Below are 26394 nucleotides of genomic sequence, written 5' to 3'. Positions count from 1 at the left end.
TCCTTAATCGAGGCGGCGTCGGGTATTCACCCACGTCAGCCCGATAAACATCACGGCGGAAGCCAGCAGAAACAGCACGTTGACCAGCAGCACGCCCGGCAGCGTGCCCGCGAGAAACAGGCTTTGCAGCGTACTGACGAAATAGCGCGCCGGAATAATATACGTCACCGCGCGAATAACGGCGGGCATACTGTCTATCTGGAAAATAAACCCGGAAAGCATGACCGAGGGCAGAAACGCCGCGTTCAGCGCGACCTGGGCGGCGTTAAACTGGTTGCGGGTGAGCGTTGAGATAAGCAGCCCCATGCCGAGCGTGCTTAGCAGAAAGAGGCTGGAGATAAAAAAGAGCGCCAGCAGCGAGCCGCGATACGGCACGCCGAGAATAAACACCGACACCAGCATACAGAGCAGCATCGCCAGCATGCCGAGGAAATAGTAGGGAATGAGCTTGCAGAGCAGCAGTTCGCCGCGCGTGACTTCGGTTGAGAGCAGCGCCTCCATGGTGCCGCGCTCCCATTCGCGGGCGACCACCAGTGAGGTCAGGATCGCGCCGATAACCGTCATGATGATTGTCACCGCGCCGGGAATAATAAAGTGCTGGCTTATCGCCGCCGGGTTAAACCAGTAGCGGAGCTGCACATCAATAAGCGGCTCGAACGTCTCGCCGCGATCCTCCGCGCGCTCGGCCTGCCAGAGCTGCCAGATGCCCTCCATATAGCCGCGCACAAAGTTGGCGGTGTTGGGTTCGCTGCCGTCGGTGATCACCTGAATCGGCGCGCTGTCGCCGGGGCGCGCCATCCGCGCCGCGAAATCCACTGGAATAACCACCAGCCCTCGGATTTTCCCGGCCTGCATCAGCGAAATCAGGTGCTGGCGGTTGTCGCTGACCGTCGGGGCGATAAACGGCGAGGCAGTAATGGTGTGCGTGAAGTCGAGCGCTTCTTCGCTGCGCTGCTCCAGCAGGACGCCGACATGCAGGCGGCTGGAGTCGAGATTAATGCCGTAGCCAAAAATAAACAGCAGCAGCAGGGGAATGACCACCGCGATAAGCCAGCTACTCGGGTCGCGCAGGATCTGACGCGTCTCTTTCACGCACAGCGCGCGCACGCGCCGCAGTTTCATCATTGGCTGTGCTCCTTATCCCAGGCCTCGATAAGGCGAATAAACGCTTCTTCCATCGTCGGCTCGTCGTTTGCCTCGCGCGCCGCCTGGCGCTTTAAGTCGTCCGGCGTGCCGCTGGCGATAAGTTTGCCGTGATAGACAAGCCCGATGCGGTCGCAATACTCCGCCTCGTCCATAAAGTGGGTCGTGACCATCACCGTCACGCCTTTCTCCGGCATGCTGTTGATGTGTCGCCAGAATTCGCGGCGGGTCAGCGGGTCGACGCCGGAAGTCGGTTCATCGAGGAACAGAATATCCGGCTCGTGCATCAGCGCGCAGGCTAAGGCCAGGCGCTGCTTAAAGCCGAGCGGGAGCGCGTCCGTTGGCTGGCTGGCGATGCTTTTCAGCCCGAACGCCTCGCTCATGCGCGCCATTTTTTCCTGCTGCGCCCGGCCGCGCAGGCCGTAGACGCCGGAGAAGAAACGTAAGTTCTGCTCGACGGTCAGATTGCCGTACAGCGAAAACTTCTGCGCCATATAGCCGAGCCGCTGGCGCGCCTTGCCGGAGTCGGTTTTTAAATCGAGGCCCAGCACCAGCGCCTGGCCGTCGCTTGGTTTCAGCAGCCCGCACATCATCTTAAAGGTGGTGGATTTGCCCGCGCCGTTCGGCCCGAGCAGGCCGAAAATCTCGCCGCGCCGCACGGTAAAATTCACATGGTCGGTCGCGGTGAAATCGCCGAAGGTTTTGGTGAGTTTGCGCGCCTCAATGACCACATCGTCGCGGCTGCCGGGAATGTCATGCAGAATGGCACCGAGCGGCGATTCGCGCAGCGCGGTACCGCCCGCCAGATCGATAAACGCGTCCTCAAAGCGCGGCGCGGTTTCACGAAGCGTCGCGCCGGGCAGGGCGCGCAGGGCGTCTGCATCGGCACCCTCTTTTAAAATCACCCGCACCGCCGCGCCCTGAATGGTGGCGTCGCCGACGTCCGGGCGCTGCATCACCTCACGCAGCAGCGCGCGGTTATCGCCGTTATCCGGGCGCAACAGCAGGCTGCGCCCCGCCATTTGCTCGGTGAGCGCCTGCGGCGCGCCCTGATACAGCAGCTCGCCTTCGTTCATCAGCAGTATCTCGCGGCACTGCTCGGCTTCATCGAGGTAAGAGGTACTCCAGAGAATTAACATCCCGTCGCCCGCGAGCTCATGCACCATCTGCCAGAGCTCGCGGCGGGAGATCGGGTCAACGCCGACGCCCGGCTCGTCGAGCAGCAGCACCTTTGGCTGGCCCACCAGCGTGCAGGCAAGGCCGAGCTTTTGCTTCATGCCCCCGGAGAGTTTGCCCGCGAGCCGCCCGGTGAACGGGCCGAGCGCGGTAAATTCCAGCAACCGGGCGAACGTCTGCTCACGCACCGCGCCAGTGACGCTGCGCAGATCCGCATACAGATTAAGGTTTTCCTGAACGGTGAGATCTTCATACAGGCCGAATTTTTGCGGCATATAGCCGAGCACCGCGTGCAGCGCGTTTTCTTCTGCAATCGGGTCCAGCCCGAGCACCTGCACGCAGCCGTCGTCCTGGCGCATCAGCCCCGCGAGGATGCGCATCAGCGTGGTTTTCCCCGCGCCGTCCGGCCCCACCAGACCGGTGACGCTGCCTGCGCGGATCGTTACGCTGAGTGGCGCGAGCGCCGGTTTTTCGAGGCCCGGAAAGCGTTTGACCAGGCCATCGAGCACGATGCTGTCGTTAGCGGTTGCCATCCGCCGCCTCATCCTGGAAACGCAGCGTGACCGGCATTCCCTGGCGCAGCGCGTCGTCGGCGTCGTTCACCACAATACGCAGGCGATAGACCAGATCGGTGCGCAGATCTTCGGTTTCGACCGTTTTCGGCGTGAACTCCGCGGTCGGCGAGACAAAACCAATCTGGCCGTGGTACGGCTTGTCGGGGCGGCCATCGGTATAAATCAGGATATGGCTCCCCGGTACGGTGCGGCCCAGATTCACCTCATCAATGTAAGCGCGTATCCAGACCGGGCGGGTCAGCGAGAGCGTGAACACCGTACTGCCCGCGTTGAGCATCGAACCGGGCTCCACCGCGCGCGTCAGGATGGTGCCGTCAGACGGGGAAACCAGGCGCGTGTCTTGCGCGTTAAGCTGCGCCTGGGCCAGCTCCGCCTGCGCCTGTTCAAGGGCCGCCTGTGCCTGCGCGATTTCCTGCGGGCGGTTACCGGCGCGGTACTGACTGAGCTTATCCTGCGCGGATTTCAGCTGCGCCTGCGCCTGATCGCGCGCCGAGCGGGCGTTTTCCAGATCGTTGGCGGAGATAACTTTGGTGCGCCACAGCCCCTGCTGGCGCTGATAAAAATTCTGCGCGTAGTCATACGCGGCCTGCGCCTGATGCACGGCGGCGGCGGCCTGGGCTATCTCTTCATCGCGAAAACCGGCGACGGTAAGATCATATTTGGCGCGCGCGGCGGCGACGTTCGCCTGCGCCTGGCGTAGCGCGTTTTGCTGCGGCGTCGGGTCGAGATCGCCGAGCGGCTGGCCTGCGCGCACCGCGTCGCCTTCATCGACGGCAAGCGACGCCAGACGGCCGCTGACGCGAAAGCTTAAATTCACGGTACGAATATCGACATTGCCGTAGAGCGTCAGCGGCGTGTGGCGCGCGGCGTACCAGCGCCACCCGGCAATAGCCGCAACGATAATGACCACCACCAGCGCCAGTAGCGCGACGCGTTTTTTATTCATCACTCAGGCTCCCTGAAAGACCCGCGAGGATCCAGTCGATATGCAGCGTGACCACCCGGTGGATCTGCGCGGCTTTGTCGTCGTCGAACCCGCGCCATCCGGCGCGCAGCAGAATGGTTTCACGCCCGAGGCGGAACGCGAGGATTTCACCAATCAGTGCGTGGGTGTGCAGCACCGTTTCGGTGGCCTCCGGATCGGCACCCGTCAGTCGGGCGATAAGCCGCGTAAAGTGGTGATGCAGCGGCGCGATGACCTGCTCGTGAATCAGCTGATACGCGGGCGACGGGGAGAGCTGCTCGCGGGAGATAAATTTGCTCACGCTCAGCGTCTCGTCGGCAGTCATCAACTGGATCATCTGGCGGCAGGCGTCGTCAATCAGCGCGCGCATCGCGGCGGGAGACGGCTTGGGCTCGCGAAGCAGCGTTTCGGCGGCATCGGCGTGGGGCTGAAAATGGGTGCGGATGAAATCGGCTATCCACTGCGCCGAGGCCATGTAGAGATCTTCTTTTGAGCCAAAGTAGTAAGGAATGGCGGCGATATTCTGCCCGGCGGCGGCGGCGATATCCCGCGTGGTGGCGTGCAGGCCGTACTCGCCGAACTGGTTAATCGCGGCGCTGATGAGCTTCTCTTTGGCCTGTTCGCCGCGCGAAGTGGGCGGCGTGACGGAGAGCGACATATCGATGAGATCCATAAAAGTTAATCAATCGATTGATTAACTTTATGACTAAAAAATACCCTTGTCGAGATGAAAAAAGCCGCGATGCACAGGTACACGCGAGAATTTATGCGGTAGTTCACAAAAACTGTTACACTCCGTTCCTCTGCGACATTGTGGTTTATGTCCCTTCTCCGGCCAGACGGCCATTAGACTCCCTGAAACTACACCCTTTGCGGTCGGGACGAGTCAGGAATAACTATGTCTTTTGATTCACTGGGCTTAAGCCCTGAGATCCTGCGCGCCATTGCCGAGCAGGGTTACAACGAACCGACTCCGATCCAGCGCCAGGCCATTCCGGTGGTGCTTTCAGGCAAAGATTTGATGGCCAGCGCCCAGACCGGCACCGGCAAAACCGCAGGCTTTACGCTGCCGCTGCTGCAACGCCTGACGGCGAACCAGCCGCACCCGAAAGGCCGTCGCCCGGTGCGCGCGCTGATCCTGACCCCGACGCGTGAACTCGCAGCCCAGGTGGGCGAGAACGTGCGCGAATACAGCAAATATCTCGACATCCGCTCGCTGGTCGTGTTTGGCGGCGTGAGCATCAACCCGCAGATGATGAAACTGCGCGGCGGCGTGGACGTGCTTATCGCAACGCCGGGTCGTCTGCTCGATCTCGAACATCAGAACGCGGTGAAGCTCGATCAGGTGGAAGTGCTGGTGCTGGATGAAGCCGACCGTATGCTGGACATGGGCTTTATTCACGATATCCGCCGCGTGCTGGCGAAACTGCCGCCGAAGCGTCAGAACCTGCTGTTCTCCGCGACCTTCTCCGACGACATTAAATCGCTGGCGGAAAAACTGCTGCATAACCCGGAAGAAGTGGAAGTGGCGCGCCGCAACACCGCCTCTGAACAGGTGACGCAGCATGTGCATTTCGTGGATAAAAAACGCAAGCGGGAGCTGCTTTCTTATCTGATTGGCGACGGCAACTGGCAGCAGGTGCTGGTGTTTACGCGCACCAAACACGGTGCTAACCATCTGGCGGAACAGCTGAATAAAGACGGTATTACCGCCGCGGCTATCCACGGTAACAAGAGCCAGGGCGCCCGTACCCGCGCGCTGGCGGATTTCAAAACTGGCGGTATTCGCGTGCTGGTGGCAACAGACATCGCTGCGCGCGGTCTGGATATCGAAGAGCTGCCGCACGTGGTGAACTATGAGCTGCCGAACGTGCCGGAAGATTACGTTCACCGTATCGGCCGTACCGGGCGTGCCGCCGCGACCGGCGAAGCGCTGTCGCTGGTGTGCGTTGATGAGCATAAGCTGCTGCGCGATATTGAACGCCTGCTGAAGCGCGAGATCCCGCGCATGGCTATTCCGGGCTACGAGCCGGATCCGTCTATCCCGGCGGAGCCTATCGTGAACGGTCGCCAGGGCCGCGGCGGCGGTCGTGGTCAGGGCCAGCCGCGTCGTCAGAACAGCGAAGGTAACCGTTCATCGGGCGAACGCAGCCGTCCGGCCGGTGAGCGCGGTCGTCGTCAGGATGGCGAAGGCAATCGTCCGTCGGGTGAACGTTCACGTCGCCCGGCAGGCGAGGGCAACCGCCCGGCAGGCAACAAACCGCGCACCCGTCGCGCGCCGCGTAAAGCGGCCGGGGAATAATCCACGGGTGTGTTCGCAGCGCCTGACAAGGCCGGTGAGTAAAAAGGGTGTGCGCAAGCGCACCCTTTTTTATGGTTAAGCAGCGGAACCGGGCGGTTAATCTCATGCGTAGGGTGGGTAAGCGTAGCGCACCCACCTCAGGGAAATGAAAAGCCACCGCCGGTGCCGAGGGTTTTCCCTTACGGCTGCCCTTTGGCCGCGAGCCGGGATTGTTAAGGGGCGGCGGCGAGCCCCCTTAACACGTTCGCGTGAAAAAACGTGACAGAGGGAATCAGCGTTGTGGCGAACGGAACAGGTAGCCGGGCGTGCATATTCGAGGCCCCAGCGGTTCCCCTGTGTAGCGCAGATAACGCCTTTCATTTATGACACCGCTGGCGGCGGGCGCGCTTCGCTTACCCGCCCTACAAAAACCGGTCACGTGCTGCGCGACGGCGGGTGCGCTGCGCTTACCCGCCCTACGAAAACCCTGCCCCCTAAAGCCGCTCGCCGTTGCTTGCGATTACCTGCTGATACCACGCGAAGCTGCGCTTCCTGCGCCGCGCGAGGGTGCCGTTGCCCTCGTTGTCTTTATCGACATAAATAAACCCGTAGCGCTTTTTCATCTCGCCGGTGCCGGCGCTGACGATATCAATCGGCCCCCACCAGGTGTATCCCATGATGTCGCAGCCGTCCGCCACGGCTTCGGCCATCTCCTGAATATGCTGGCGGCCATACTGAATGCGCGCCTCGTCGTTAAACTCGCCATTTTCATCGGCGATATCCTCACCGCCGTAGCCGTTTTCCACGATAAACAGCGGTTTCTCGTAGCGGTCGGCCAGCTCGTTACACACCAGCCGCAGCCCGACCGGATCGATAGGCCAGCCCCAGGCGGTTTTCTCAAGGTACGGATTGTCCTCGCCCATCGCGCCGCCGGTGTCCACGCGAAGCTTTGCGCCCGCTTTATGCAGCACGCTGCGGTAATAGCTAAAGCCGAGATAATCCGAAGGATATTGCGCCAGCAGTTCGGTATCGCCGGGGTGAATATCCAGCTGAATATCGTTATCGCGAAACAGCCGCGTTGCGTAGGCCGGATAATGCCCGCGCATCATCACGTCGGCGTAAAACAGCGAACGGCGGCGCAACTGATACGTGGCGAACACGTCATCCGGATTGCAGGTGGCCGGGTAGACCGTGCTTAACGACAACATGCAGCCGATTTTCGCCTGCGGGATAATCTCATGGCACAGCTTATTGGCGAGGGCGTTGGCGACAAACTGGTGATGATTGGCCTGGTAAATCGCCTGCGGCGATGCGCCTGCCTCTACCGCGCCGGTGGCGAACGGCATCCGGTTCATGTTGTTCAGCTCGTTAAAGGTCATCCAGTATTTGACCTTATGCTGATAGCGGCGAAACACCGTCTCGCAGTAGCTGGTGAAGAAATCGATAAGCGCGCGGTTCTGCCAGCCGCCGTATTCCTCAAACAGCGCCAGCGGCGTTTCGTAGTGGGAAAGCGTAATCACCGGCTCAATGCCATATTTCAGCAGTTCGTCGAACAGGGCGTCGTAAAAGGCGAGGCCCGCCTCGTTCGGCGTTGGCTCATCGCCGCGCGGGAAGATACGCGACCAGGCAATCGACGTGCGAAAACATTTGAAACCCATTTCGGCGAACAGCGCCACATCCTCTTTGTAGCGATGATAAAAATCGATGGCCTCGTGGCTCGCGTAATAAAGGGCCGGGTCAATCGTCGCGTCATGTTTGCCTGAGGCGATGCCGCCACGCACCACGTCGGCGATAGACGGTCCTTTGCCATCCGCATTCCACGCGCCTTCGGCCTGATTGGCGGCAATCGCGCCGCCCCATAAAAAGTTATCCGGGAAAATCGCCATGTCTGCTCCTTAATCGCTGAGATCCGCGCCGTTCGAGGCGATGACTTTTTTGTACCAGTAGAAGCTTTTCTTGCGCGAGCGCGCCTGGGTGCCGTTGCCCATGTCGTCCTGATCGACGTAGATAAAACCGTAGCGTTTGGAGATCTGCGCGGTACCGGCGCTCACCACGTCAATCGGCCCCCACCAGGTGTAACCAAAGAGCTTCACGCCGTCGGCAATCGCCTCCTGCATCTGCCCGATATGCTGGCGCAGATACTCAATACGGTAGTCGTCGTTGATGGTGCCGTCGGAGGCGGGCGCATCTATCGCGCCGAGGCCGTTTTCGGCGATAAACAGCGGCTTCTGGTAGCGGTCGTAAAGCTGGTTGAGCGCCAGGCGCAGCCCTTGAGGGTCTATCTGCCAGCCCCAGTCGCTCTGCGCCAGATACGGGTTGCGGATGCCGCCGGTGATGAGATTGCCGGTCACGCCTTCAAGCTGCTCCGGGTGCGCGCTGACGGTGCTCGACATGTAATAGCTGAACGAGACGTAATCGACCGGATAAAGGCGCAGGATCTCGTCGTCGCCCACCGCTTTTTCCAGCCGGACGTTTTTTTCCGCGAACATGCGTTCGGTCCAGGCCGGGTAGTAGCCGCGCGCCTGCACATCGCTGAAGAACAGCGAGACGCGCTGCTCCTCTTCGCACGCCTGCAAATCGTCCGGGTGACAGGTGTGCGGGTAGAGCATCTGGTAGCTTATCATGCAGCCCACCTGCGAGCCGGGGATTATCTCGTGACACGCTTTGGTCGCGAGCGCGCTCGCCACAAACTGGTGGTGTGCGCCCTGGTATTTCGCCTGCTCCAGATGCGGGTGATCTTCTTCAATCACGCCGACGCTGACGTACGGGTGGTGCTTCACGCAGTTGATCTCGTTGAAGGTCATCCAGTATTTGACCTTTTTGCGGTAGCGGGTGAAGACGGTGGTGGCGAAGCGCACATAAAAATCCACCAGCTGGCGGTTGGGCCAGCCGCCGTAATCAGTCACCAGCGCGAGCGGCATTTCGTAGTGCGAAAGTGACACGATCGGCTCGATATTGTGCTTTCTTAGCGTGTCGAAAACGCGGTCGTAAAAGGCGAGGCCCGCCTCGTTCGGTTCGGTCTCATCGCCACGCGGGAAGATGCGCGTCCAGGCGACAGACATGCGAAAGCATTTAAAGCCCATTTCGGCAAACAGCGCGATATCTTCTTCGTAGCGGTGATAGAAATCGTTGCCCTTGCGCTTCGGGTAATATTTCGTGCTGTTCGGATCCTGCGCCTCCGCCACCTGGCGGTGGGTCATGCCAAGCCACTGATCGAGCCAGCGTTCTTTGGGCGTGCTGACGTCAAAGGTGTAGACATCAGAGACCGACAGCCCCTTGCCGTCGACGTTCCACGCGCCTTCAAGCTGGTTAGCGGCGGTCGCGCCGCCCCACAAAAAATCCTCAGGAAATGCTCTGGAAAAGGCCATGCTGTTCTCCCTTAAGCCGCCGCGGCGGTCAGTTTCAGAAAGGCTTCACGGGGTGCCACGTCGCCCTGTTTTAACGGGCTTATCTCGCCGTAGCAGTCGGTATTGGTGACGATAACAATGACGCTCGGATCGATGTGGAGCGCGTTGAGCGCCGCCAGATCAAAGCTAATCAACGGCTGTCCGGCCTCGACGAACGCCCCGTTCTCCACGTGGCGGGTAAAGTGCTGGCCGCCGAGTTTCACGGTGTCGATGCCGATATGAATTAAAACCTCAGCGCCGCAATCGCTTCTGAGCGTCAGCGCATGGTTGCTGTCGAAAATCGCTTCGATGCGCCCGTTCACCGGCGAGAGCAGCTCGCCGCTCTCGGGCACGATGGCGATGCCTTTACCGAAGATTTCATCGGCGAAAACCGGATCGCTGAGGGAAGAAAGGGGCGTGAGACGGCCACTCACCGGCGCGAAGAGTTGCTCCTCGCGGGCGAGCGCCACGGGGCTTAAGCCTGCCACCACCTCCGGCTCTGCCGGCGCTTCGGCGGGTTCCTCAAAGCCCAGCATTACGGTGATGACCGCCGCCGCACAAAAGGCAATCGCCAGGCTCGCCAGCGCCCACAGGAACGTGGGGCCGACCAGCGCCGGAATACCCGGAATGCCGCTTAAGGCGAAGGCGTACGTTTTTACGCCGAGCGCCATCGCAAACGCGCCGCCGCAGGCACCGCCGATGAGCGCCGCGGCGAAGGGGCGCTTAAAGCGAATGTTAATGCCATACATCGCAGGCTCGGTGATGCCCATCGCGGCGCTGAAGCTCGTGGAGAGCGCCAGCGTTTTGATTTTCTTATTGCGGGCGCGCAGGAAGACACCGAACGCCGCGCCCGCCTGGCCCATATTGGCGACATAAAAGAGGATTTTGAACGGGTCGTAGCCGAGCTTGCTGATATTGTTGATAACAATCGGCACCAGCACGTAGTGCATACCGGTAATAATCATCAGCGACAGCGTGCCGCCCACGATAACCCCCGCCAGCCAGCCCATGTTCGCCACCAGCCAGATGATGCCGCCGGAGAGCGCATTGCCAAGCAGAATACCGGCCGGGCCAATGGCGATAAGGGTAACCGGCGCGACAATCACCAGGCTTAGCAGCGGCACAAACATCGTTTTCAGCACGGCGGGCATCAGGCGGTCGATAAACCGCTCGACATAACTGAGCAGCAGCACCGCCAGCAGAATGGGAATCACCGACGAGGCGTAAGAGACGCTGGAGACCGGCAGGCCGAGAAACGCCACCGGCGCGCCGGATTTCAGCAGCGTGGTGAGCGTCGGGTGAAACAGCGTGGCGGCGAGCGCCACCGCCACATAAGGGTTGGCACCGAATTTATTCCCGGCGCTGAAGGCGAGCACCAGTGGCATAAAGAAAAAAACGCCGTCGCTTATCGCCATCAACATTTGATACGTCTGGTTGCTGGCCTGCACCCAGCCGAGCGCGAGGCAGAGCGACAGCACACCCTTGAGAATCCCCGCGCCGGCGATGGCCGGAATAATCGGCGAGAAGATCCCCGCTAATCCTTCCAGCACCACGGAAACCGGGTTGCGGCGCTTTGGCGGCGCGGCTGCTTTTTTAGCCTCAAGCCCCGGTAACTGCGCGAGAATGGCCTGGCAGAGCGGCGCGACCTCGCTGCCGATAATCACCTGGAACTGATCGCCTGAAAGATTGACGCCCATGACGCCGTCGAGATGTTCAAGCGCCGTGCGGTCGACCTTTTCAAGCGAGACCAGCGAAAAACGCAGGCGGGTAATACAGTGATAGAGCGAAAGAATATTCGCCTCGCCGCCGAGAAGGGTAATTATCTGGCGGGCGGTATGCGGGTAGTTCATGGCTATTCCTCTCCAGAATGAAACCCTGCGGTTTCATTAAACAGTCGCCGGTATGATGACCGGCACGTTGCTGCCTCTGGGGTTTGCCTGAATGAACAGTAACAAGCCTAAAGGGAATGCGCTAAACGGTGTACGACATTATCGATATGCACCGTTAAATAGAGTTTTTCCGAATGCGTCATCGCGTGGCGATAATTCTTTTCCACAAATTCGCTAATGGCTTCCACGCACGCCACGGTATTTTTATACCGCTGCTGTACCATCGCGAATAATTCGCTGTCGTCGTTTTCCAGCCGCTGGCCCTCTATTACCCGCTGAGCGAAAAATTTCACGTGGGTAATAAAGCGCTGGTAATTAAGCGACTGTTCATCGGGGCCGACGGCGAACCAGTATTTTACAATATTCTGGATCTGATAAATCAGCCGGGTAATGTCGTTGATTTTGCCTTTCGGATCGTTAAGCCCGGCGTTCACAATATGCAGCGCGATGCTGCACGCCTCGCTGTCCGGCATCAGCACGCCGGTGCGCGCGGCAATCAGCGCCAGCGCCTGACGCCCGATGGCGTATTCTTCCTGATAAAAATGTCGCACTTCCCACTGTAACGGGTTGGCGATTTCAATGCCTTTCTGGCGGCGCTCAATGGCGTAAAAAAGATGATCGGCGAGCGTGACATAAATGCCTTCGCTTAATTTGATGCCGGGCGTCTGGCGCGCCAGTGCGACAATATCATCAGTGAGCTGAACGATTTCTACCGGTATTTCATCCAGCAAAACTTTAAAGCGCGCCGAGACGGTATCGTCATGCAGACGAAACGTTTTCTCAATGTGACTACTATTGACCGTTTCGCCCACGCGGGCGTTAAAACCGAGCCCACGGCCGGTGACAATCACTTCCTGGCCGCGTTCGTCGACGGCGCTGACGACATTATTATTAAGGATTTGCTTAATGATCATCGCCGACTCCTGAAAGCAAAAACGGGCAAAACATAAATACAGACGCCAGGGAATTTCCCGGGGCTGCATTCAGGTTTTGCCCGCCGAACGGTAACAAGCACAATGCAATGTTAAAAAACCTAACACCCGCCTGGTATTCGGTCAATGAATGACCCGCGATTTATGATTAGCGTGACGATAATTTGTGATCTGTCTTGCGAATCGGCTCCTGCCGCGCGGGTAAAAAAAGGTTCAGCTGGCGGTGGAAAAGTGCCACAATAGTGGCTGTTTATACAGTATTTCAGGGCTTCAGATGGCATTAACCGCCGCGCAGAAATCGCAAATCGCCGCCTGGTATAAGGCGCTTCAGCAGCAAATTCCGGACTTCATTCCCCGCGCCCCGCAGCGGCAGATGATTGCGGAAGTGGCGAAAACCCTCGGCGGCGATGAAGGGCGGCATCTGGCTATCGAGGCGCCGACCGGCGTTGGCAAAACGCTCTCGTATCTGATCCCCGGTATCGCCATCGCCCGCGAAGAGCAAAAAACGCTGGTGGTGAGCACCGCCAACGTGGCGTTGCAGGATCAGATTTTCAGTAAAGATCTGCCGTTGCTGCGCAAAATCATCCCTGAACTGCGCTTCACCGCCGCCTTCGGGCGCGGGCGTTATGTCTGCCCGCGCAACCTCGCGGCGCTCTCCACCGACAGCGCCTCGCAGGGCGATCTGCTGGCGTTTCTTGATGATGAGCTGACGCCCAACAGCAAAGAGGAGCAGCAGCGCTGCGCGAAGCTCAAAGCCGATCTCGACAGCTACAAGTGGGACGGCCTTCGCGATCACACCGATCAGGCGATTGACGATAACCTCTGGTCGCGGCTCAGCACCGATAAAGCGAGCTGCCTGAACCGCAACTGCCATTACTACCGCGAATGCCCGTTCTTTGTGGCGCGCCGTGAGATTCAGGAGGCGGAAGTGGTGGTCGCCAACCATGCGCTGGTGATGGCGGCGCTGGAGAGCGAATCCGTTCTGCCGGAGCCAAAACATCTGCTGCTGGTGCTTGATGAAGGCCACCATCTGCCGGACGTCGCCCGCGACGCGCTGGAGATGAGCGCCGACATCAGCGCGCCCTGGACGCGGTTGCAGCTCGATCTCTTTTGTAAGCTTGTCGCCACCTGCCTTGAGCAGTTCCGGCCAAAAACCGTGCCGCCGCTCTCCACGCCGGAGCGGCTTAACAATCACTGCGAAGAAGTCTACGAGCTGGTCGCCAGCATGAACCGTATCGTCGGGCTGCTGCTGCCGCCGGGCGAGGAGAGCGAGTTTCGCTTCCCAATGGGCGAACTGCCGCAGGAGGTGATGGAAATCTGCGAGCGGCTGGCGAAGCTCACCGAAAACCTGCGCGGGCTGGCGGAACTCTTCTTAAACGATCTCAGCGAAAAAACCGGCAGCCACGACATTGTGCGCCTGCACCGGGTGCTGTTGCAGATGAACCGCGCGCTCGGCCACTTTGAAGCGCAAAGCAAGCTCTGGCGGCTCGCCTCGCTGGCGCATGCCTCTGGCGCGCCGGTCTCGAAATGGGTGACGCGCGAAACCCGCGAAGGGCAGCCGCATATTTTCTTCCACTGCGTGGGCATTCGCGTCAGCGATCAACTGGAAAAACTCATCTGGCGGCAGGTGCCGCACGTGGTGGTGACCTCCGCCACGCTGCGTTCGCTGAACAGCTTCGCGCGGCTGCAGGAGATGAGCGGCCTGCGCGATAAAGCAGGCGACCGCTTCGTGACGCTCGATTCGCCGTTTAATCATATTGAGCAGGGCAAACTTGTGATCCCGCGCCTGCGCCATGAGCCGCTGATGGAGCATGAAGAGGCGCACCTCGCCGAGATGGCGGCCTATTTCCGCGCGGAATATAAAAAGGGCGAGCACAAAGGGATGCTGGTGCTGTTCGCCAGTAACCGCGCGATGCAGACCTTTTTGTCCTTTGTGCCGGATCTGCGCCTCGGCCTGCTGGTGCAGGGCGATCAGCCGCGCTACCGGCTTGTCGAGCTACACCGCAAAAAAATCGAGCAGGGCGAGGCGAGCGTGCTGGTGGGGTTGCAGTCGTTTGCCGAGGGGCTTGATCTCAAAGGCGAGCTGCTAAGCCAGGTTCACATTCACAAAATCGCCTTTCCGCCGGTGGACAGCCCGGTGGTGGTCACAGAGGGCGAATGGCTGAAAAGCCTCAACCGCTATCCGTTTGAAGTGCAAAGCCTGCCCGCGGCGTCGTTTAACCTCATTCAGCAGGTGGGGCGGCTTATCCGCAGCCATAGCTGCTGGGGCGAAGTGGTGATTTATGACCGCCGCCTGCTCACTAAATCCTACGGCAAGCGGCTGCTGGACGCGCTGCCGGTGTTTGCAATTGAACAGCCCGAAGCGCCAGAGGCGTTAATCAAAAAGGCGCCTGCAAAACGTCCGGCAACGGGCCGCAAGGGCGCGCCCGCCCGGCGACGCAACGCTTACCGGTAAGTAAACGTCACCTGTACGGCGCTTTCAAACGTGCCGGGTACCAGCGGCTCTGTGGTACGGACATAGCGTGCGCGCAGCTGAAACGTGGCGCTGTGCGTGGCCTCGTCCACTGTTTCGGTGTATTTATCGCCACCGGGTAACATGTACATATTGTTTTTACCGTCAACCAGTTGTAATGCCAGCCCTTTGCCGGTTCCGGTGCTCCTGTAAGCCGTACTGTTAGTCGGATCCAGTTCGCCGGAAAATGTCGCATCAACGGCCGTGGTGGCCACGGGGCAGTTCATCACGCTTAGTTCAAACGGTACCCAGGGGCCATAAGTAGAGGGTTGTGAAAACGCGTCAGCAATCGCGATCCCCATATCGACCGTTTTGTTTTTGCTGGCACTTTCCACATCGCAGGCACTGGCAATAATCGCCCCGTTAACCTGCAGGTTGATATCGTCGGCCAGTGCCCGGTGTGCGCCAAGCGCAAACATTATCAGCAGCAGTAACTTTTTCATCACGGGGCTCCTACCGGTAAGACACGGTAATGGTCGCGACGGCGTTTGCAACGCCCGGCGTCACGGTGTCGGCAGTTTGATAGTACTGAACAGCAAACGGGATATTGAGCGTTGAGTTCGGCCTCAATGAGGCAACAAAGGTGTAATGGTCAAAATCGATGTTTTGCCCAAAAAGCGTCATCTGAACGCCTATGCCGCTGGCGACGCCGGGTTCGGAAGTGAGATTAATCACGGATGGCTCGGTGGATGCGTAGCCATTGGCGCTGGAGACTTTCACTCCGACTTGTACCGGATCGTTGCAGGTGGCGTTGACCTCAAAGCTGCTCCAGCCCGAGCTGCTGCCCACGCCTGTAAACACGCTGGCCGGCACGTTGCCGAGAGTGACGCTGAGATTGTTACGATCGACGGAACAGGTGACGGTTTTATAGGTTATGTCGCCTGCGTAAGCGATGGTATTGGGTGCGCCAATCCCGGTCTGGTTGTAAACCCCTACGCCGAACACCGTTTGCGCCTGTTCAAGCGAACCGCTATAGATCGTTGTCGACGTTTTGACGAGCGCAAGCGTCACGGTGAAGTCGAACGTATTGTTGCCATCGCTGGAGACATAGCCCAGCGGTGTATTACGCGTGTCGCAACCGACCCCGCCGCCGATGATGCGCTGGCCTTTATCATTCATCAGCGAAATGCCGATGCCTTCCACGCCTGTTTCGTAAACGCCCGGCATTCCGGACACTTCGTTGCCGCTGCCATAGTAGCAGGCGATGATCGGCTGGCCTGAATAGCCGTTGCAGGACCCGTGAATACTCACGAGCTCGTCAGTGCCTGGTATGGTTGCGCCGACCGGTAACGTACTGGAAACGGCGACATACGCGACTGAAACCGTATACGGCATCATGGGTGCCGTACAGGACGCCTTCGCATGGGGCATAAAGAACAGGCTACCGGCAAGTACCAGCAGCGCGCTTAATAATTTGATGAATCGCATAACAAATGTCCTGGTAACGCGCGTTAAAGGCATTGCGCGGAGAGGTTAATAAACTGGCTGTCGCCATTCCCGGTGGGGAGACGCCATGCGGCGGTGCAGCGCTGGCTGGCGTTAGCGCCCCAGCTCACCTGCAGCGTGCCTTTCGGCTGAAGACCGGTCAGATAAACCTGGCCATCTTCGCCGACGATAAATCCTTCTGCGGTATCATCCGCGGTTGCGGTCGCGCCAAACGGCACCGGGCGACCATCAGCCAGATGCAGCGTCATCAGTACGCGCGCGCCGGTTCGGGTATCGAAACGGGCCCGTACTACCGCGCCGCGCGTGGGCGTTACGGTCTGTACCGCCTGCGTCACATCAGCGTCGGCGGGCAGCGTTTCGGTATCCAGCGCGACGGTATTGCGCCGGTAGGGACTGATAAACGGTAAAATGGTGTATCCACGACCATCGGTTCTGACGCCGGTCTGGTTATGAATAGCGGTATCATTTGCGCCCGGCGCTTCGACCAGCGCCACCGTTTCACCCATCGGCTGGCCAAGTGTGATGCCGTTAGCGTGGGCGATAAGCCCGCCCTGAATGCCGTAATGGATTTGCCGCTGGCTGACATCCTGGCCGTAACCCGCGCTCAGTTCGCCGTAAGCGCCTTTGTAATCGGCATTAAGTGAGGTGTTACGCGTCTGGCCTTGACTGTCATGGCTCTGCTGGATATTCCAGTTGAGGTTGTTATCCGAAAGCGCCGTTCCGTTAAGGCCGATGTTCTGCGTGGTGCCCTGCTTGCTGTGGCTTTGGTTGTAGCTTGCCCAGGTATTGGGCAACCAGCGTTCAAGCGGAATGGAGAGGGTGAGAGAAAAGACGCTGTCCTTTTCATGCTCCGGTTCGCCGTAGCCATTTTCACTGGTATTACGGTTCAGGCTGTAATTAAGCCCGTAACTGATATCGTGCCAGCTATTGTTGTAACCGACGCTGAGTGAAGACATCGTTTTGCTGCTGTTCCAGTAATTTTCCTGAATCAGGCTGGCGTTCAGCGAACCCAGCGCGTCGCCCAGCGGCTGCTCAAGCGTCAGCTCTTCGCGGCTACGGCGATGCAGCGTGTCTGCCCACTGGTTATCGCGGCGCATCGTGTCAAAAACATCCTGCATGGCGTAATAGTTCTCGCTGCTAAAGCGGTAACCCGCCACTGAGAGCGTGGCGCCCGTCAGCGCGATATCCTTGCTGTAGCGGGCACGCCACGAACGGCCTTTCTGTGTCTCACCTGACGATAATGTGGCTTTCGCTTCAGTGACATCCAGCGAGAACGCGCCAAAATCCCCCACGTTTTCTCCGACGCCCAGCGCCAGCGAATGGTAGGGCTGGCTTGCCTGAATGCCGCCGTAAAGCGTAAACCCGTGTGGCAGGCCATAAACGGCCGTGCCTTGCATAAACGCAGTGGGTAAAACGCTTTCGTCATACGAACGGTAGCGCCCGCCGGTAAGGCTATATTTCAGCCGTCCTTCGCGTTGCAGAACCGGAACAGAAGCATAAGGCACGACAAAATGCTGTTCGCTGCCGTCGCTCTCTTTCACCGTTACGTTGAGATCCCCACTGCTACCGCTCGGGTAGAGATCGTTAATTTCAAATGCGCCAGGCGCGACGTTAGTCTGGGAGATGAGATACCCGTTCTGGCGAATAATCACCTGGGCGTTACTGCGTGCGATGCCATGTACCACTGGGGCGTAACCGCGCAGGCTGTCAGGCAGCATGTCGTCGTCAGAGGCAAGCTGCGCACCGGTAAAAGGAATGCTGTCGAAGACATCCGCGGGTGAGCTGCTCTGGCCCAGGGTCAGCTCGCTTTTCAGAGCAACAATGTCGCGCTCTGCGTAGGTATAGACGCTGGAGAACTTCTCCTGAGCGCCCGAGTGGTCTTCGTTGCGGCTCCAGGTAGAGTAGTTGCGCAGCCGCCAGGGGCCGAGATTAATGCCCGGACGCAGGTTGGCGTAAAGATTGCGGCTGTCCTGCGCATCCGGCGTCAGCGCTTTCTGGCGCGAGCCGTTCACGCTGTAGTTAAACAACAGCGCGTTAATGCCTTCGTTAAATTCCTCAGGCGGTATATACCCCTGCGGCACCTGGCCCAGCGCGCTTTGCGCAATGCTAAGCTGGAGTTGCTGGCGGCCGACATCAAAACGCGCGCTGGCAGAGGGGATGGCCGAAAGGTCAACGCATTTCGCATCTGCATCTAACGCATCAAACTCGTCAGTCTTCACTCCCAGGCTTTTCAAATCTTCGAGAGTGAAGCAGGGTTGCAGCGTGCTGCTACCATCGGACGCGGTTTTAAGCGTAAATTCTATCTCACGGGTATCGATGCGTTCATTATTAATATAAACATCGACACGGTATTTACCCGGCGCCGCACCTGGACCTTTTTCATAAAGCGTTAAATCGGTTTTACCCTGCGAAGGATTATCAATATCCAGCAATGCCGGGTTGAAATAATCATCTGCCCTCGCTTGCACCAGCGGCAGGCCTGCACACAGACAGGCTATTGCCAGCGCTAAGTGACGAGCGCGAAATACATTTGGCCGTCTGGATTTATTAAAGGACATGATGATTACCGTATTATAAAATTAACGGGTGTGGATTATTTTCAGAAGTTTTGAGACCAGCTTTTCGAAATGGCACCGAAATCATTAATTATTGTCCAGGAGACAGCGTGAACATTTGTCATATTCGCAAGCTGAAAGCGACTTTCGCTTTTGGGGGCCGCGATGTTGACTTTTTCAACTTCTTTTCCGTTAACCTTGACGCTGTTAAAATTCATATAAAACGGCGTTGGGTTTTCAACCACCAGCATGTTTCCTTCGGTATGCCATTTCAGCATGCCTGCGACATCGTCAGGTTTGCCGGTGACCAATGCCGGGCGATACAGTAATTTAATGCGTGTTCTGACGGCGATTTGTAAATCATTAACGCCTGCTTTTTTAACTGAGGAAGGAATGGATTTAATATTTAACCAGTAGAGCGATTCACGATCTTTTGGCAAATCGCCACCAGTGCGTACCACGCGTAGTGTATTATCCTGATGTGCATTAATACGAAAAAGGGGCGGAGTCACCATAAATGGTGCTTTAGCCGCGCCGGGCGCATCGGTATCAACCCAGGACTGAATAAGATAGTTGATATCGTCATTATTGGTCACGGGAACAGACGCTTCTTTTTTATCGCCAGGATAAATAACACGGGTCCCGCCAATAATGACGCCTGCCTGTGCCGCTGTCGTCGCCATGAGTAAAGCTGAAATAACGAGTAATTTACGCATAATAATATCGTCTCTTTAAATAGGGGCTATTCGCCACGACAGAAGTAGCAAATAGCCCATCGGGAATCAGTTATAGGTCACTGTAAACGTAGAGGAGCCATTGGCGACCCCTGCTGTAACGGTTGCGCCTGTCTGAATATAACGGGCACCAAATTCCAGATTATTGGTGGCGGTTCCTGTATCCAGCGCGTAATCGGCCGACGCGGTATAGAGATTCAGCGGCGTGCCGTCGGCATCCACCAGTTGAATACCCACCCCACTGGCGGCTCCCGTGCCACCCGTCAGGGCCAGGACATCGACATTATCGGTGTCTGCGGTGCCACCGAATTTGATAGAGGCTTTGGTCACGGTTTCCGGACAGTTTTTTAACTGCAAGACAAAACTGGTGATGTTGGTCGTGGAGCCGATGCCGGTAAAGGCAGTTTTCGAGATTTTCCCCAAATCAACGGCCAGCGGACTGCTCTGGCTGTTGACGACTTCACAGGCGGCATCAAGGATTTCGCCGGTAAAATTCACCTGGCCTTCACCGGTTGTGGCGGCCCATGTGAGCGAGGAGGAGCAGGCCAGCGCGGCCATCGTGGTCATAAGCAATATCTTTTTCATCATGGATCCTGAATCAGGAGAGAACAAAGTCTTAAATAATTAAGACGAGAATAATTTCGATGAAAAATATGCTTCCTGTGAGGTAAATGCTCCAGTTATGAACACTTAACGATTCTTTTAGTAAAAAAATACAATTTGAATTCGGGCGGATTTATCTTATCGGCAGAGGCGTCTGACGACCCGATGATTGCGCCAGATGCTTGTCATATCAGACGTTTAACTTGTATTGTGCGCTAAGGCGGCGCGTCGTCGGCGGTAAGCACGCGGCAACGCATCACAGAGTATGATTGACCGGAGCTATGATTAAGAGCACCTGTCGGGAGGATAAGATGGATTATCGTGCGATCGTTAAAGAGATAGGCCGGGGCAAAAATCACGCCCGCTCTCTGGACCATGAAACGGCCAGAGCGCTCTACAACCATATGCTGGATGGCGATGTGCCGGATCTGGAGATGGGTGCCATCCTCATTGCGTTGCGCATTAAAGGCGAAGGCGAACAGGAGATGCGCGGCTTTTACGATGCGATGCAGCAACATACGCTGCGCCTGACGCCGCCGGTGGCAAAACCGCTGCCTGTGGTTATCCCAAGCTATAACGGTGCGCGTAAGCAGGCCAACCTGACGCCGCTGCTGGCGCTATTATTGAGCCGTCTCGGCTTTCCGGTTGTTGTACATGGCGTGAGCGACGATCCGACGCGCGTGCTGACAGAGACGATTTTTACGCTGATGGGCATTTCGCCGACGCTGCATGCAGGCCAGGCGCAGGCGAAACTGGACGGGCGCGACCCGGTCTATATCCCGGTTGGCGCGCTCTGCCCGCCGCTTGAAAAACAGCTGGCGATGCGCTGGCGACTTGGGGTGCGCAACAGCGCCCATACGCTGGCGAAGCTCGCCACGCCGTTTGGCGAGTCTGACGCGCTGCGTCTGTCCAGCGTCTCGCACCCGGAGTATGTGAATAAAGTGGGGCAGTTTTTTATCGATATCGGCGGACGCGGCCTGCTGATGCACGGCACGGAAGGCGAAGTGTATGCCAACCCGCAGCGCTGCCCGCAGATAGCGCTGATTGAGAATCAGACGATGCGTATTCTGCTGGAGCGCCAGAGTGAGGCGGCAACCAGCCCCATAGCGCTGCCAGAGGCGAAAGACCCCGAAGTGACCGCCCGCTGGACCGAGCGCTGCTTATCCGGGCTTGAGCCGGTGCCGGAATCGTTAAAAACGCAGATGGCGTGCGTGCTGGTGGCAAGCGGTGAGGCGCAGGATATCCCGTCGGCGCTGGCGCGTATCGCACAGACCTTTTGATAAAAAAAGCCCGCAGCATCCGCCGCGGGCAAAAAGGGTAACAAAGGGTCAATTAAGGGTAATGAAGGTATCTGTCAGTCGGCGCGTGGCAATCAGTTGTAGATAACTGCGGTGCCGCTCGCCAGATCGTTGGTACGGGCAGAGGTGATGCTGTAGGCCTTCGCACCCGCCGCTTCGGCCTTCGCCGCCAGCGTATCGTTCAGTTCATCCAGCGTGCGTGCGCCCTGAGCGGATACGACGCCGATTTTGTTCAGGTTCTGCGCCTGAGCGGGACTCACCTGCTCAGCAGCGCCAGCCGCAAAGGTAAAGGCGGAAAGGGTCAGGGCAGCAACAACATATTTGATGGCTTTCATAGGGATTCTCTCGCAGTTTATTCTGTAAATAACGGGTTGTTCCGTTGATGTGATGATTGTCACATTCATGAGCAGAATATAAAACCGAAGAGAATTGACAGGCTTATTCTAAAAATTTGAATGTAATATAACCAGTTGAATGAGTTGGAAATATCTCACTTCTCCCACGCTTCTTTACACGCTCTTACCGTCCCGCTGCTTGAGGGCACAAATGGACACATCGAAACGGTAAAAGAGTGTATGTGGACCGCCGAAAGGCCTAGCGGAGCTGGCTGTCTTTCGAGCCGCGGCGGTTATAGAGGGAGTAGCGCTGGCGGTGTTCATCCTCTTTTTGCTGACAATTCACGCACAGACGCACGCCCGGAATCGCCTTGCGGCGCGCCTCGGGGATGGGCTCGTCGCACATCTCACAAAACGCAAGACTTTCGCCGCGTGGCAGGTCGCGTCGCGCGCGCGCCACGGCATCTTCCACGGTGCTGTCGATTTGATCCTGCACCGCGCCATCATTTGCCCAACCTGAAGCCATAAGACCTCCTCTGTGGTTAAACACAGTAGTGATTATAGCAAAAACGGGGGCATTCTGCCGGGGAATGCCCGCCGCGGCGGGCGTGGCAGCGGTTAACGGGCGTCAGGGCGAATCAGATCGAAGCGCTGGGCATCATCGATACCGTAATAGGCGCTCGGGCCGCCCGCGCGCAGGATCGGCTGCGCTTTGGAGGTCTGGTAGATGCCGTCTTCAAGCAGCGTGTCGGCAATATGCACCGCCACCACTTCGCCCAGCACCAGCCAGGTATCGATGGGTTCGCCGCTCGCGGAAGTGAGCTGAATGCACTGGCTTAAGCGGCACTCAAAGTTCACCGGGCTTTCAGCGACGCGCGGGGCGCGTACCAGACGCGAAGGCGCGGCGGTCAGCCCCGCGCGTACGAACTCATCTTCATCGTGGGGCAGCGAGGCGGAGGTTTCGTTCATCGCCACGGCCAGGTCGCGCGTCGCGAGATTCCAGACGAACTCTTTGGTTTCGGCGATATTTTTCACGCTGTCTTTCCAGCCGTTGCTGGAGAAGCCAATAATCGGCGGGCGATAGTTAAAGCAGTTGAAGAAGCTGTAGGGCGCGAGGTTGCGATGGCCTGCGGCGTCCTGCGAGGCTATCCAGCCAATCGGGCGCGGGCCGATAATGGCATTCAGCGGATCGTGCGGCAAACCGTGGCCGCGTGCCGGTTCGTAGTAGTAGCTCATAGCATTTCCCTGGGCAAAAAAACTATCATAGCCGCCCCGCTAAATTTTGCCGCGCTTATTTACCAGGGGCGGGTCAGCGGGTATTGTACGCGCCCACACAGGAGGAAGCCGATGAACCGCAAACCGGGCCTGCACCCACGCAACCGCCACCACAGCCGCTATGATTTCGACGCGCTGACAGAGAGCTGTCCGGCGCTTGGCGCTTTTGTCCGCCCGTCGCCCGCAGGCGAGCCGACAATTGATTTCGCCGATCCGCAGGCGGTGAAAACCCTTAATCAGGCGCTGCTGGCGCACTTTTACGGCGTGCGGGAGTGGGACATTCCTGACGGTTTCCTCTGCCCGCCCGTACCGGGCCGCGCGGATTATATTCATCATCTCGCCGATCTGCTTGCCGAAGGCAATGGCGGCGCACTGCCCGCGCAGGCGAGTGTGCTGGATATCGGCGTTGGTGCCAACTGCATTTATCCGTTGATCGGCCAGCATGAATATGGCTGGCGTTTTACCGGCACCGACACCAGCGATGAGGCCATCCGTAGCGCGAGCGCGATTATCGACGCCAATCCGGGGCTCAACCGCGCGATCCGCCTGCGTCGCCAGAAAACCCCCGGCGCGATTTTCAACGGCATTATTCACAAGAATGAGAGTTACGACGCCACGCTGTGCAACCCGCCGTTCCATGACTCCGCCGACGCGGCAGAAGCGGGCAACGCCCGCAAGCGCCGCAACCTGGGGCTTGCGGCGAATTCGGGACTTAACTTCGGCGGCCAGCAGCAGGAGCTGTGGTGCGAGGGCGGCGAGGTCGGGTTTATCACGCAGATGATCGCCGAGAGCAAGCTGTTCGCCCGTCAGGTGCTGTGGTTTACCACGCTGGTGTCGAAAGGCGATAACCTGCCGCTGCTCTACCGCGCGCTGGAGCAGGCGGGCGCGGTAAAAGTGGTTAAAAAGGAGATGGCGCAGGGGCAGAAGCAGAGCCGCTTTATCGCCTGGAGCTTTCTCGATACGGCCCAGCGCGAACGCTGGGCACAAAACCGCTTGCGGTAATCAGACGGTCGGGTTGGCAGGCGGCAGCGCGCCGCCTGCCGCGGCCTGTGCTTCGGCCGCCGCCGCAGCATTGGGCATTGGTTGCATCACCTGCACCGTCTGTACCGGCGGGCGAATGCCTGCCAGATCGAAGTGTTTTTTCACCATCCCGTCGAGCGCGAAGCGCACCGTCCACTGCTTGAGCGGCTGGGTGGTGAAGGTCACGCGGATCGTAAAGGCCGTATTGGTCAGCCCCACAATGCCTACCACGTTTGGCTCGCCTATCACCAGCATGCGGATATCTTCCTGCTCCATCAGTTCATCCACCGCGGCGCGCAGAGCGCGGTTAGCTTTCTCGGTCTCTTCAAACCTGTCGACATCATAGTTCGCCACAAACGAGCCGATACCGCGCACGAAATTCGCGAAAGTGGTGATCGATGACCACGGAATAATGTGATACGCGCCGGTATCCTGGCGCACGCCCACCGAGCGGATCGACATACGCTCAACCGTTCCCGTAAGCGGGCCGATCGTCACCAGATCGCCGGTGTTCATCCCATTTTCAAACTGAATAAAGATGCCGGTAATAATATCTTTCACCAGCGTCTGGGAGCCGAACGACACGGCGAGGCCCAGCGCGCCTGCGCCCGCCAGCAGCGGGGCGATGTTCACGCCAATCTCCGAGAGCACAATCATGATGGTGATGGTGCTGATAATTACGGCGAGGGCGTTGCGAAACAGCGTCAGCAGCGTGCGGGTGCGGGCGCTCGGCATCGGGCGGCCATGGATATCGGAGGCGAGGCGGCTCTCGATCAGGCTCGCCAGCAGCGTCCAGCCGACGGCGGAGAAGAACACAATCAGCGAGATGCGAATTAAAATATCGACGGCTTTCTCGCCCGCGCCGACGGTGAGCCACGTCCAGAAATCAAACAGTCCCCAGGCGTTCAGCAGCAGCATCACCGCCACGCAGACGGTAAGAAAGCGCGCGAGCTTCAGCGAAACCGACAGCCAGCCGTTCAGGCGCTTTTGCAGCTCCGGATAGTTGCGCTGCACCGGCGGCGAGAGCGTGATGGTTTTGCTGAGCCAGCGGGTGAATACGCCGCAGATAAACGCCGCGACGCTCACAATCGCCAGCGTTTTCAGCGACGCGCCCATCATCGTTTTCAGGCTGTTGCCCGGATCGAAGAGGGAAAAGAAAAAGAGCACGATGAAATAGGCGCTGGCGAGCCAGTGCCAGATGAGCGCGAAGGCGCGAATAAACAGGCTAAAAAAGGCGAGCGAGCGGTCCGCGAGGCGCGTCAGCCCGGCGGTGATGGCGCGCTTGTTATGGAAGATAAGATAAAGCGCCCAGGCGGTCATCGTCAGCATGATGATGACATTCGCCAGCGCGCCGACCTGCACGTTAACCTGTGCTGAGATAATCGGCACGGCCACCAGCAGGCCGTAGCCAATGAGACTGCTCAGCCCGCTCAGGCGCAGGTGCCAGTAACGCGCGCTGGCGTCGCTGATGACAAACGGGCGCAGCGACGGAAAACGCGGGGAGAACATCAGGCGCAAAATCGCTTTGAAGAACTCAATAAGCGCGAAAGCGTTGAGGAACAGCCCTTGCTGGCGGGCGATAGTGCGGCTGCCTGCGTTCATCATCTCAATGGCGAGCTGGCCGACGAACAGCGTCAGCGCCAGCAGCGCGAGGTCGATAAGAAACGCGAGAATAATCATCAGCGGCAGCTGAACCCAGCTCGCCCGGTGGATGTTTTTACGCCGTCCCCACTGGCCCATTTTGCGATACAGCGGAATAGCGCAGGCGCGCACTGCAAAATAAAAGAGGAAGACCGAGACCGCGAGCAGGCTGAAATGGCTCAGCGCGTTGAAGAACGTTTTTTCGTTGAAAGGTTTATGCGGCGCATTAGTGATATTGCGATGGAGTTGCGCAAAGCGTCCGGCAAATTCGCCGCCGTAGTGACGGGTGACCTCGGTGACGTTCTCCAGTACCGTTTTATCTTCTTCATTATTCACCGGCGGCTTGATGACCGGCGTCGGCTGATCGGCGGGCGTCGCCGCCGCCTGGCGCAACTGTTCGATAAGCGCTTTGCGGGAAGCCTCGTTTTCCAGCACGTCCGCGAGCGCCGCGTAAGCGGCTTTCTTTTTATCGGCATCAGGCTCGGCGGGCAGCGCCTCGCTTTTCTGGGTGGTCGACGCGCCGACCACCGCGGCGGGCAGGCTTACGGCGTTGGCTGAGACGCTAAACAGGCTGACAAGCAGCAGCAAAATCCACGGCACGCTCTCCTCCGGCTGAGAAAGTGACACAA

21 protein-coding genes are annotated in these 26394 nt (G+C 58.6%); 4 read left to right on the top strand and 17 right to left on the bottom strand.

Translation table 11 applies throughout. The features are described from left to right. Positions 1–3: 3 nt before the first annotated feature. Genes CSK29544_RS18915 through cecR form a run of 4 tightly spaced genes read right to left on the bottom strand, consistent with a single transcriptional unit; the run spans position 4 to position 4531 of the window. Positions 4–1125 carry an ABC transporter permease gene (locus CSK29544_RS18915; protein ID WP_007901991.1) on the bottom strand — a complete coding sequence of 374 codons (1122 nt, stop codon included), beginning with the start codon at positions 1123–1125 and terminating at the stop codon, positions 4–6. After that, positions 1122–2852 carry an ATP-binding cassette domain-containing protein gene (locus tag CSK29544_RS18910; protein WP_007901997.1) on the bottom strand — a complete coding sequence of 577 codons (1731 nt, stop codon included), beginning with the start codon at positions 2850–2852 and terminating at the stop codon, positions 1122–1124. Before CSK29544_RS18910 ends, CSK29544_RS18915 begins: the two co-directional genes overlap by 4 nt. Further along, positions 2839–3840 carry a secretion protein HlyD gene (gene hlyD, locus CSK29544_RS18905; RefSeq protein WP_007902000.1) on the bottom strand — a complete coding sequence of 334 codons (1002 nt, stop codon included), beginning with the start codon at positions 3838–3840 and terminating at the stop codon, positions 2839–2841. The genes CSK29544_RS18910 and hlyD overlap by 14 nt, the downstream gene beginning before the upstream one ends. Next, entirely contained in the window at positions 3833–4531 is a 699-nt protein-coding gene (cecR, locus tag CSK29544_RS18900) for a transcriptional regulator CecR (protein WP_029038905.1), read from the bottom strand. The genes hlyD and cecR overlap by 8 nt, the downstream gene beginning before the upstream one ends. A gap of 225 nt (positions 4532–4756) precedes the next feature. Between cecR and rhlE the strand changes: the two genes are divergently transcribed. After that, positions 4757–6160 carry an ATP-dependent RNA helicase RhlE gene (rhlE, locus tag CSK29544_RS18895; protein WP_007902010.1) on the top strand — a complete coding sequence of 468 codons (1404 nt, stop codon included), beginning with the start codon at positions 4757–4759 and terminating at the stop codon, positions 6158–6160. Positions 6161–6633: 473 nt separating this feature from the next. Here the strand turns inward: rhlE and CSK29544_RS18890 are convergent, their stop codons facing one another. The 4 genes from CSK29544_RS18890 to licT all read right to left on the bottom strand — a co-directional run bounded on the left by CSK29544_RS18890 (position 6634) and on the right by licT (position 12328). Beyond that, positions 6634–8025 carry a glycoside hydrolase family 1 protein gene (locus CSK29544_RS18890; protein WP_007902011.1) on the bottom strand — a complete coding sequence of 464 codons (1392 nt, stop codon included), beginning with the start codon at positions 8023–8025 and terminating at the stop codon, positions 6634–6636. Positions 8026–8034: 9 nt separating this feature from the next. Next, positions 8035–9507: a glycoside hydrolase family 1 protein gene (locus CSK29544_RS18885; protein WP_029038906.1), complete on the bottom strand. Its 1473-nt coding sequence runs from the start codon at positions 9505–9507 to the stop codon at positions 8035–8037. An 11-nt stretch (positions 9508–9518) separates the two neighbouring features. After that, entirely contained in the window at positions 9519–11375 is a 1857-nt protein-coding gene (locus CSK29544_RS18880) for a beta-glucoside-specific PTS transporter subunit IIABC (RefSeq protein WP_029038907.1), read from the bottom strand. A gap of 107 nt (positions 11376–11482) precedes the next feature. Continuing rightward, entirely contained in the window at positions 11483–12328 is an 846-nt protein-coding gene (licT, locus tag CSK29544_RS18875) for a BglG family transcription antiterminator LicT (RefSeq protein WP_007902020.1), read from the bottom strand. 292 nt (positions 12329–12620) lie between these two features. On the opposite strand from licT, the gene dinG reads away from it, so the two are divergent. Then, positions 12621–14801, top strand: coding sequence for an ATP-dependent DNA helicase DinG (dinG, locus tag CSK29544_RS18870; protein WP_007902022.1), 2181 nt, complete (start codon positions 12621–12623; stop codon positions 14799–14801). Here dinG and CSK29544_RS18865 read toward each other — a convergent pair. The 5 genes from CSK29544_RS18865 to CSK29544_RS18845 form a co-directional block, all read right to left on the bottom strand. Beyond that, positions 14792–15301, bottom strand: a complete 510-nt coding sequence (locus CSK29544_RS18865) for a fimbrial protein (RefSeq protein WP_029038908.1) — start codon at positions 15299–15301, stop codon at positions 14792–14794. The genes dinG and CSK29544_RS18865 overlap by 10 nt on opposite strands. Before the next feature lie 10 nt (positions 15302–15311). Continuing rightward, a complete protein-coding gene (locus CSK29544_RS18860) occupies positions 15312–16286 on the bottom strand; it encodes a fimbrial protein (RefSeq protein ID WP_007902026.1) in 975 nt (324 codons plus the stop codon). Positions 16287–16309: 23 nt separating this feature from the next. Beyond that, a complete protein-coding gene (locus CSK29544_RS18855) occupies positions 16310–18862 on the bottom strand; it encodes a fimbria/pilus outer membrane usher protein (RefSeq protein ID WP_139156518.1) in 2553 nt (850 codons plus the stop codon). Between the two features lie 41 nt (positions 18863–18903). Beyond that, positions 18904–19575: a fimbrial biogenesis chaperone gene (locus tag CSK29544_RS18850; RefSeq protein WP_007902033.1), complete on the bottom strand. Its 672-nt coding sequence runs from the start codon at positions 19573–19575 to the stop codon at positions 18904–18906. Between the two features lie 66 nt (positions 19576–19641). Continuing rightward, entirely contained in the window at positions 19642–20178 is a 537-nt protein-coding gene (locus CSK29544_RS18845) for a fimbrial protein (RefSeq protein ID WP_029038910.1), read from the bottom strand. 329 nt (positions 20179–20507) lie between these two features. Here CSK29544_RS18845 and ybiB point away from each other — a divergent pair, with 329 nt between their 5' ends. Beyond that, complete coding sequence (ybiB, locus tag CSK29544_RS18840) at positions 20508–21476, top strand: DNA-binding protein YbiB (RefSeq protein ID WP_007902055.1); 969 nt, start codon at positions 20508–20510, stop codon at positions 21474–21476. A gap of 92 nt (positions 21477–21568) precedes the next feature. Here the strand turns inward: ybiB and ybiJ are convergent, their stop codons facing one another. The 3 genes from ybiJ to CSK29544_RS18825 form a co-directional block, all read right to left on the bottom strand. After that, complete coding sequence (gene ybiJ / locus CSK29544_RS18835; protein WP_004385895.1) at positions 21569–21829, bottom strand: DUF1471 family protein YbiJ; 261 nt, start codon at positions 21827–21829, stop codon at positions 21569–21571. Positions 21830–22088: 259 nt separating this feature from the next. After that, positions 22089–22355 carry a DksA/TraR family C4-type zinc finger protein gene (locus tag CSK29544_RS18830; RefSeq protein WP_007902057.1) on the bottom strand — a complete coding sequence of 89 codons (267 nt, stop codon included), beginning with the start codon at positions 22353–22355 and terminating at the stop codon, positions 22089–22091. Between the two features lie 92 nt (positions 22356–22447). Then, complete coding sequence (locus CSK29544_RS18825) at positions 22448–23065, bottom strand: flavin reductase family protein (protein WP_004385893.1); 618 nt, start codon at positions 23063–23065, stop codon at positions 22448–22450. A gap of 111 nt (positions 23066–23176) precedes the next feature. Here CSK29544_RS18825 and rlmF point away from each other — a divergent pair, with 111 nt between their 5' ends. Continuing rightward, entirely contained in the window at positions 23177–24106 is a 930-nt protein-coding gene (rlmF, locus tag CSK29544_RS18820; RefSeq protein WP_007902059.1) for a 23S rRNA (adenine(1618)-N(6))-methyltransferase RlmF, read from the top strand. On the opposite strand, the gene ybiO is transcribed toward rlmF, so the two are convergent. After that, the gene (gene ybiO / locus CSK29544_RS18815; RefSeq protein WP_007902063.1) at positions 24107–26365 is read right to left on the bottom strand and encodes a mechanosensitive channel protein; all 2259 of its coding nucleotides are present in this window, start codon (positions 26363–26365) and stop codon (positions 24107–24109) included. Positions 26366–26394 lie beyond the last annotated feature (29 nt).

The sequence above is a fragment of the Cronobacter sakazakii genome (assembly GCF_000982825.1).
GTDB lineage: Bacteria > Pseudomonadota > Gammaproteobacteria > Enterobacterales > Enterobacteriaceae > Cronobacter > Cronobacter sakazakii.
The sequence above is the reverse complement of the archived record's forward strand: the minus strand, read 5'-3'. Positions and strand labels throughout refer to the sequence as shown.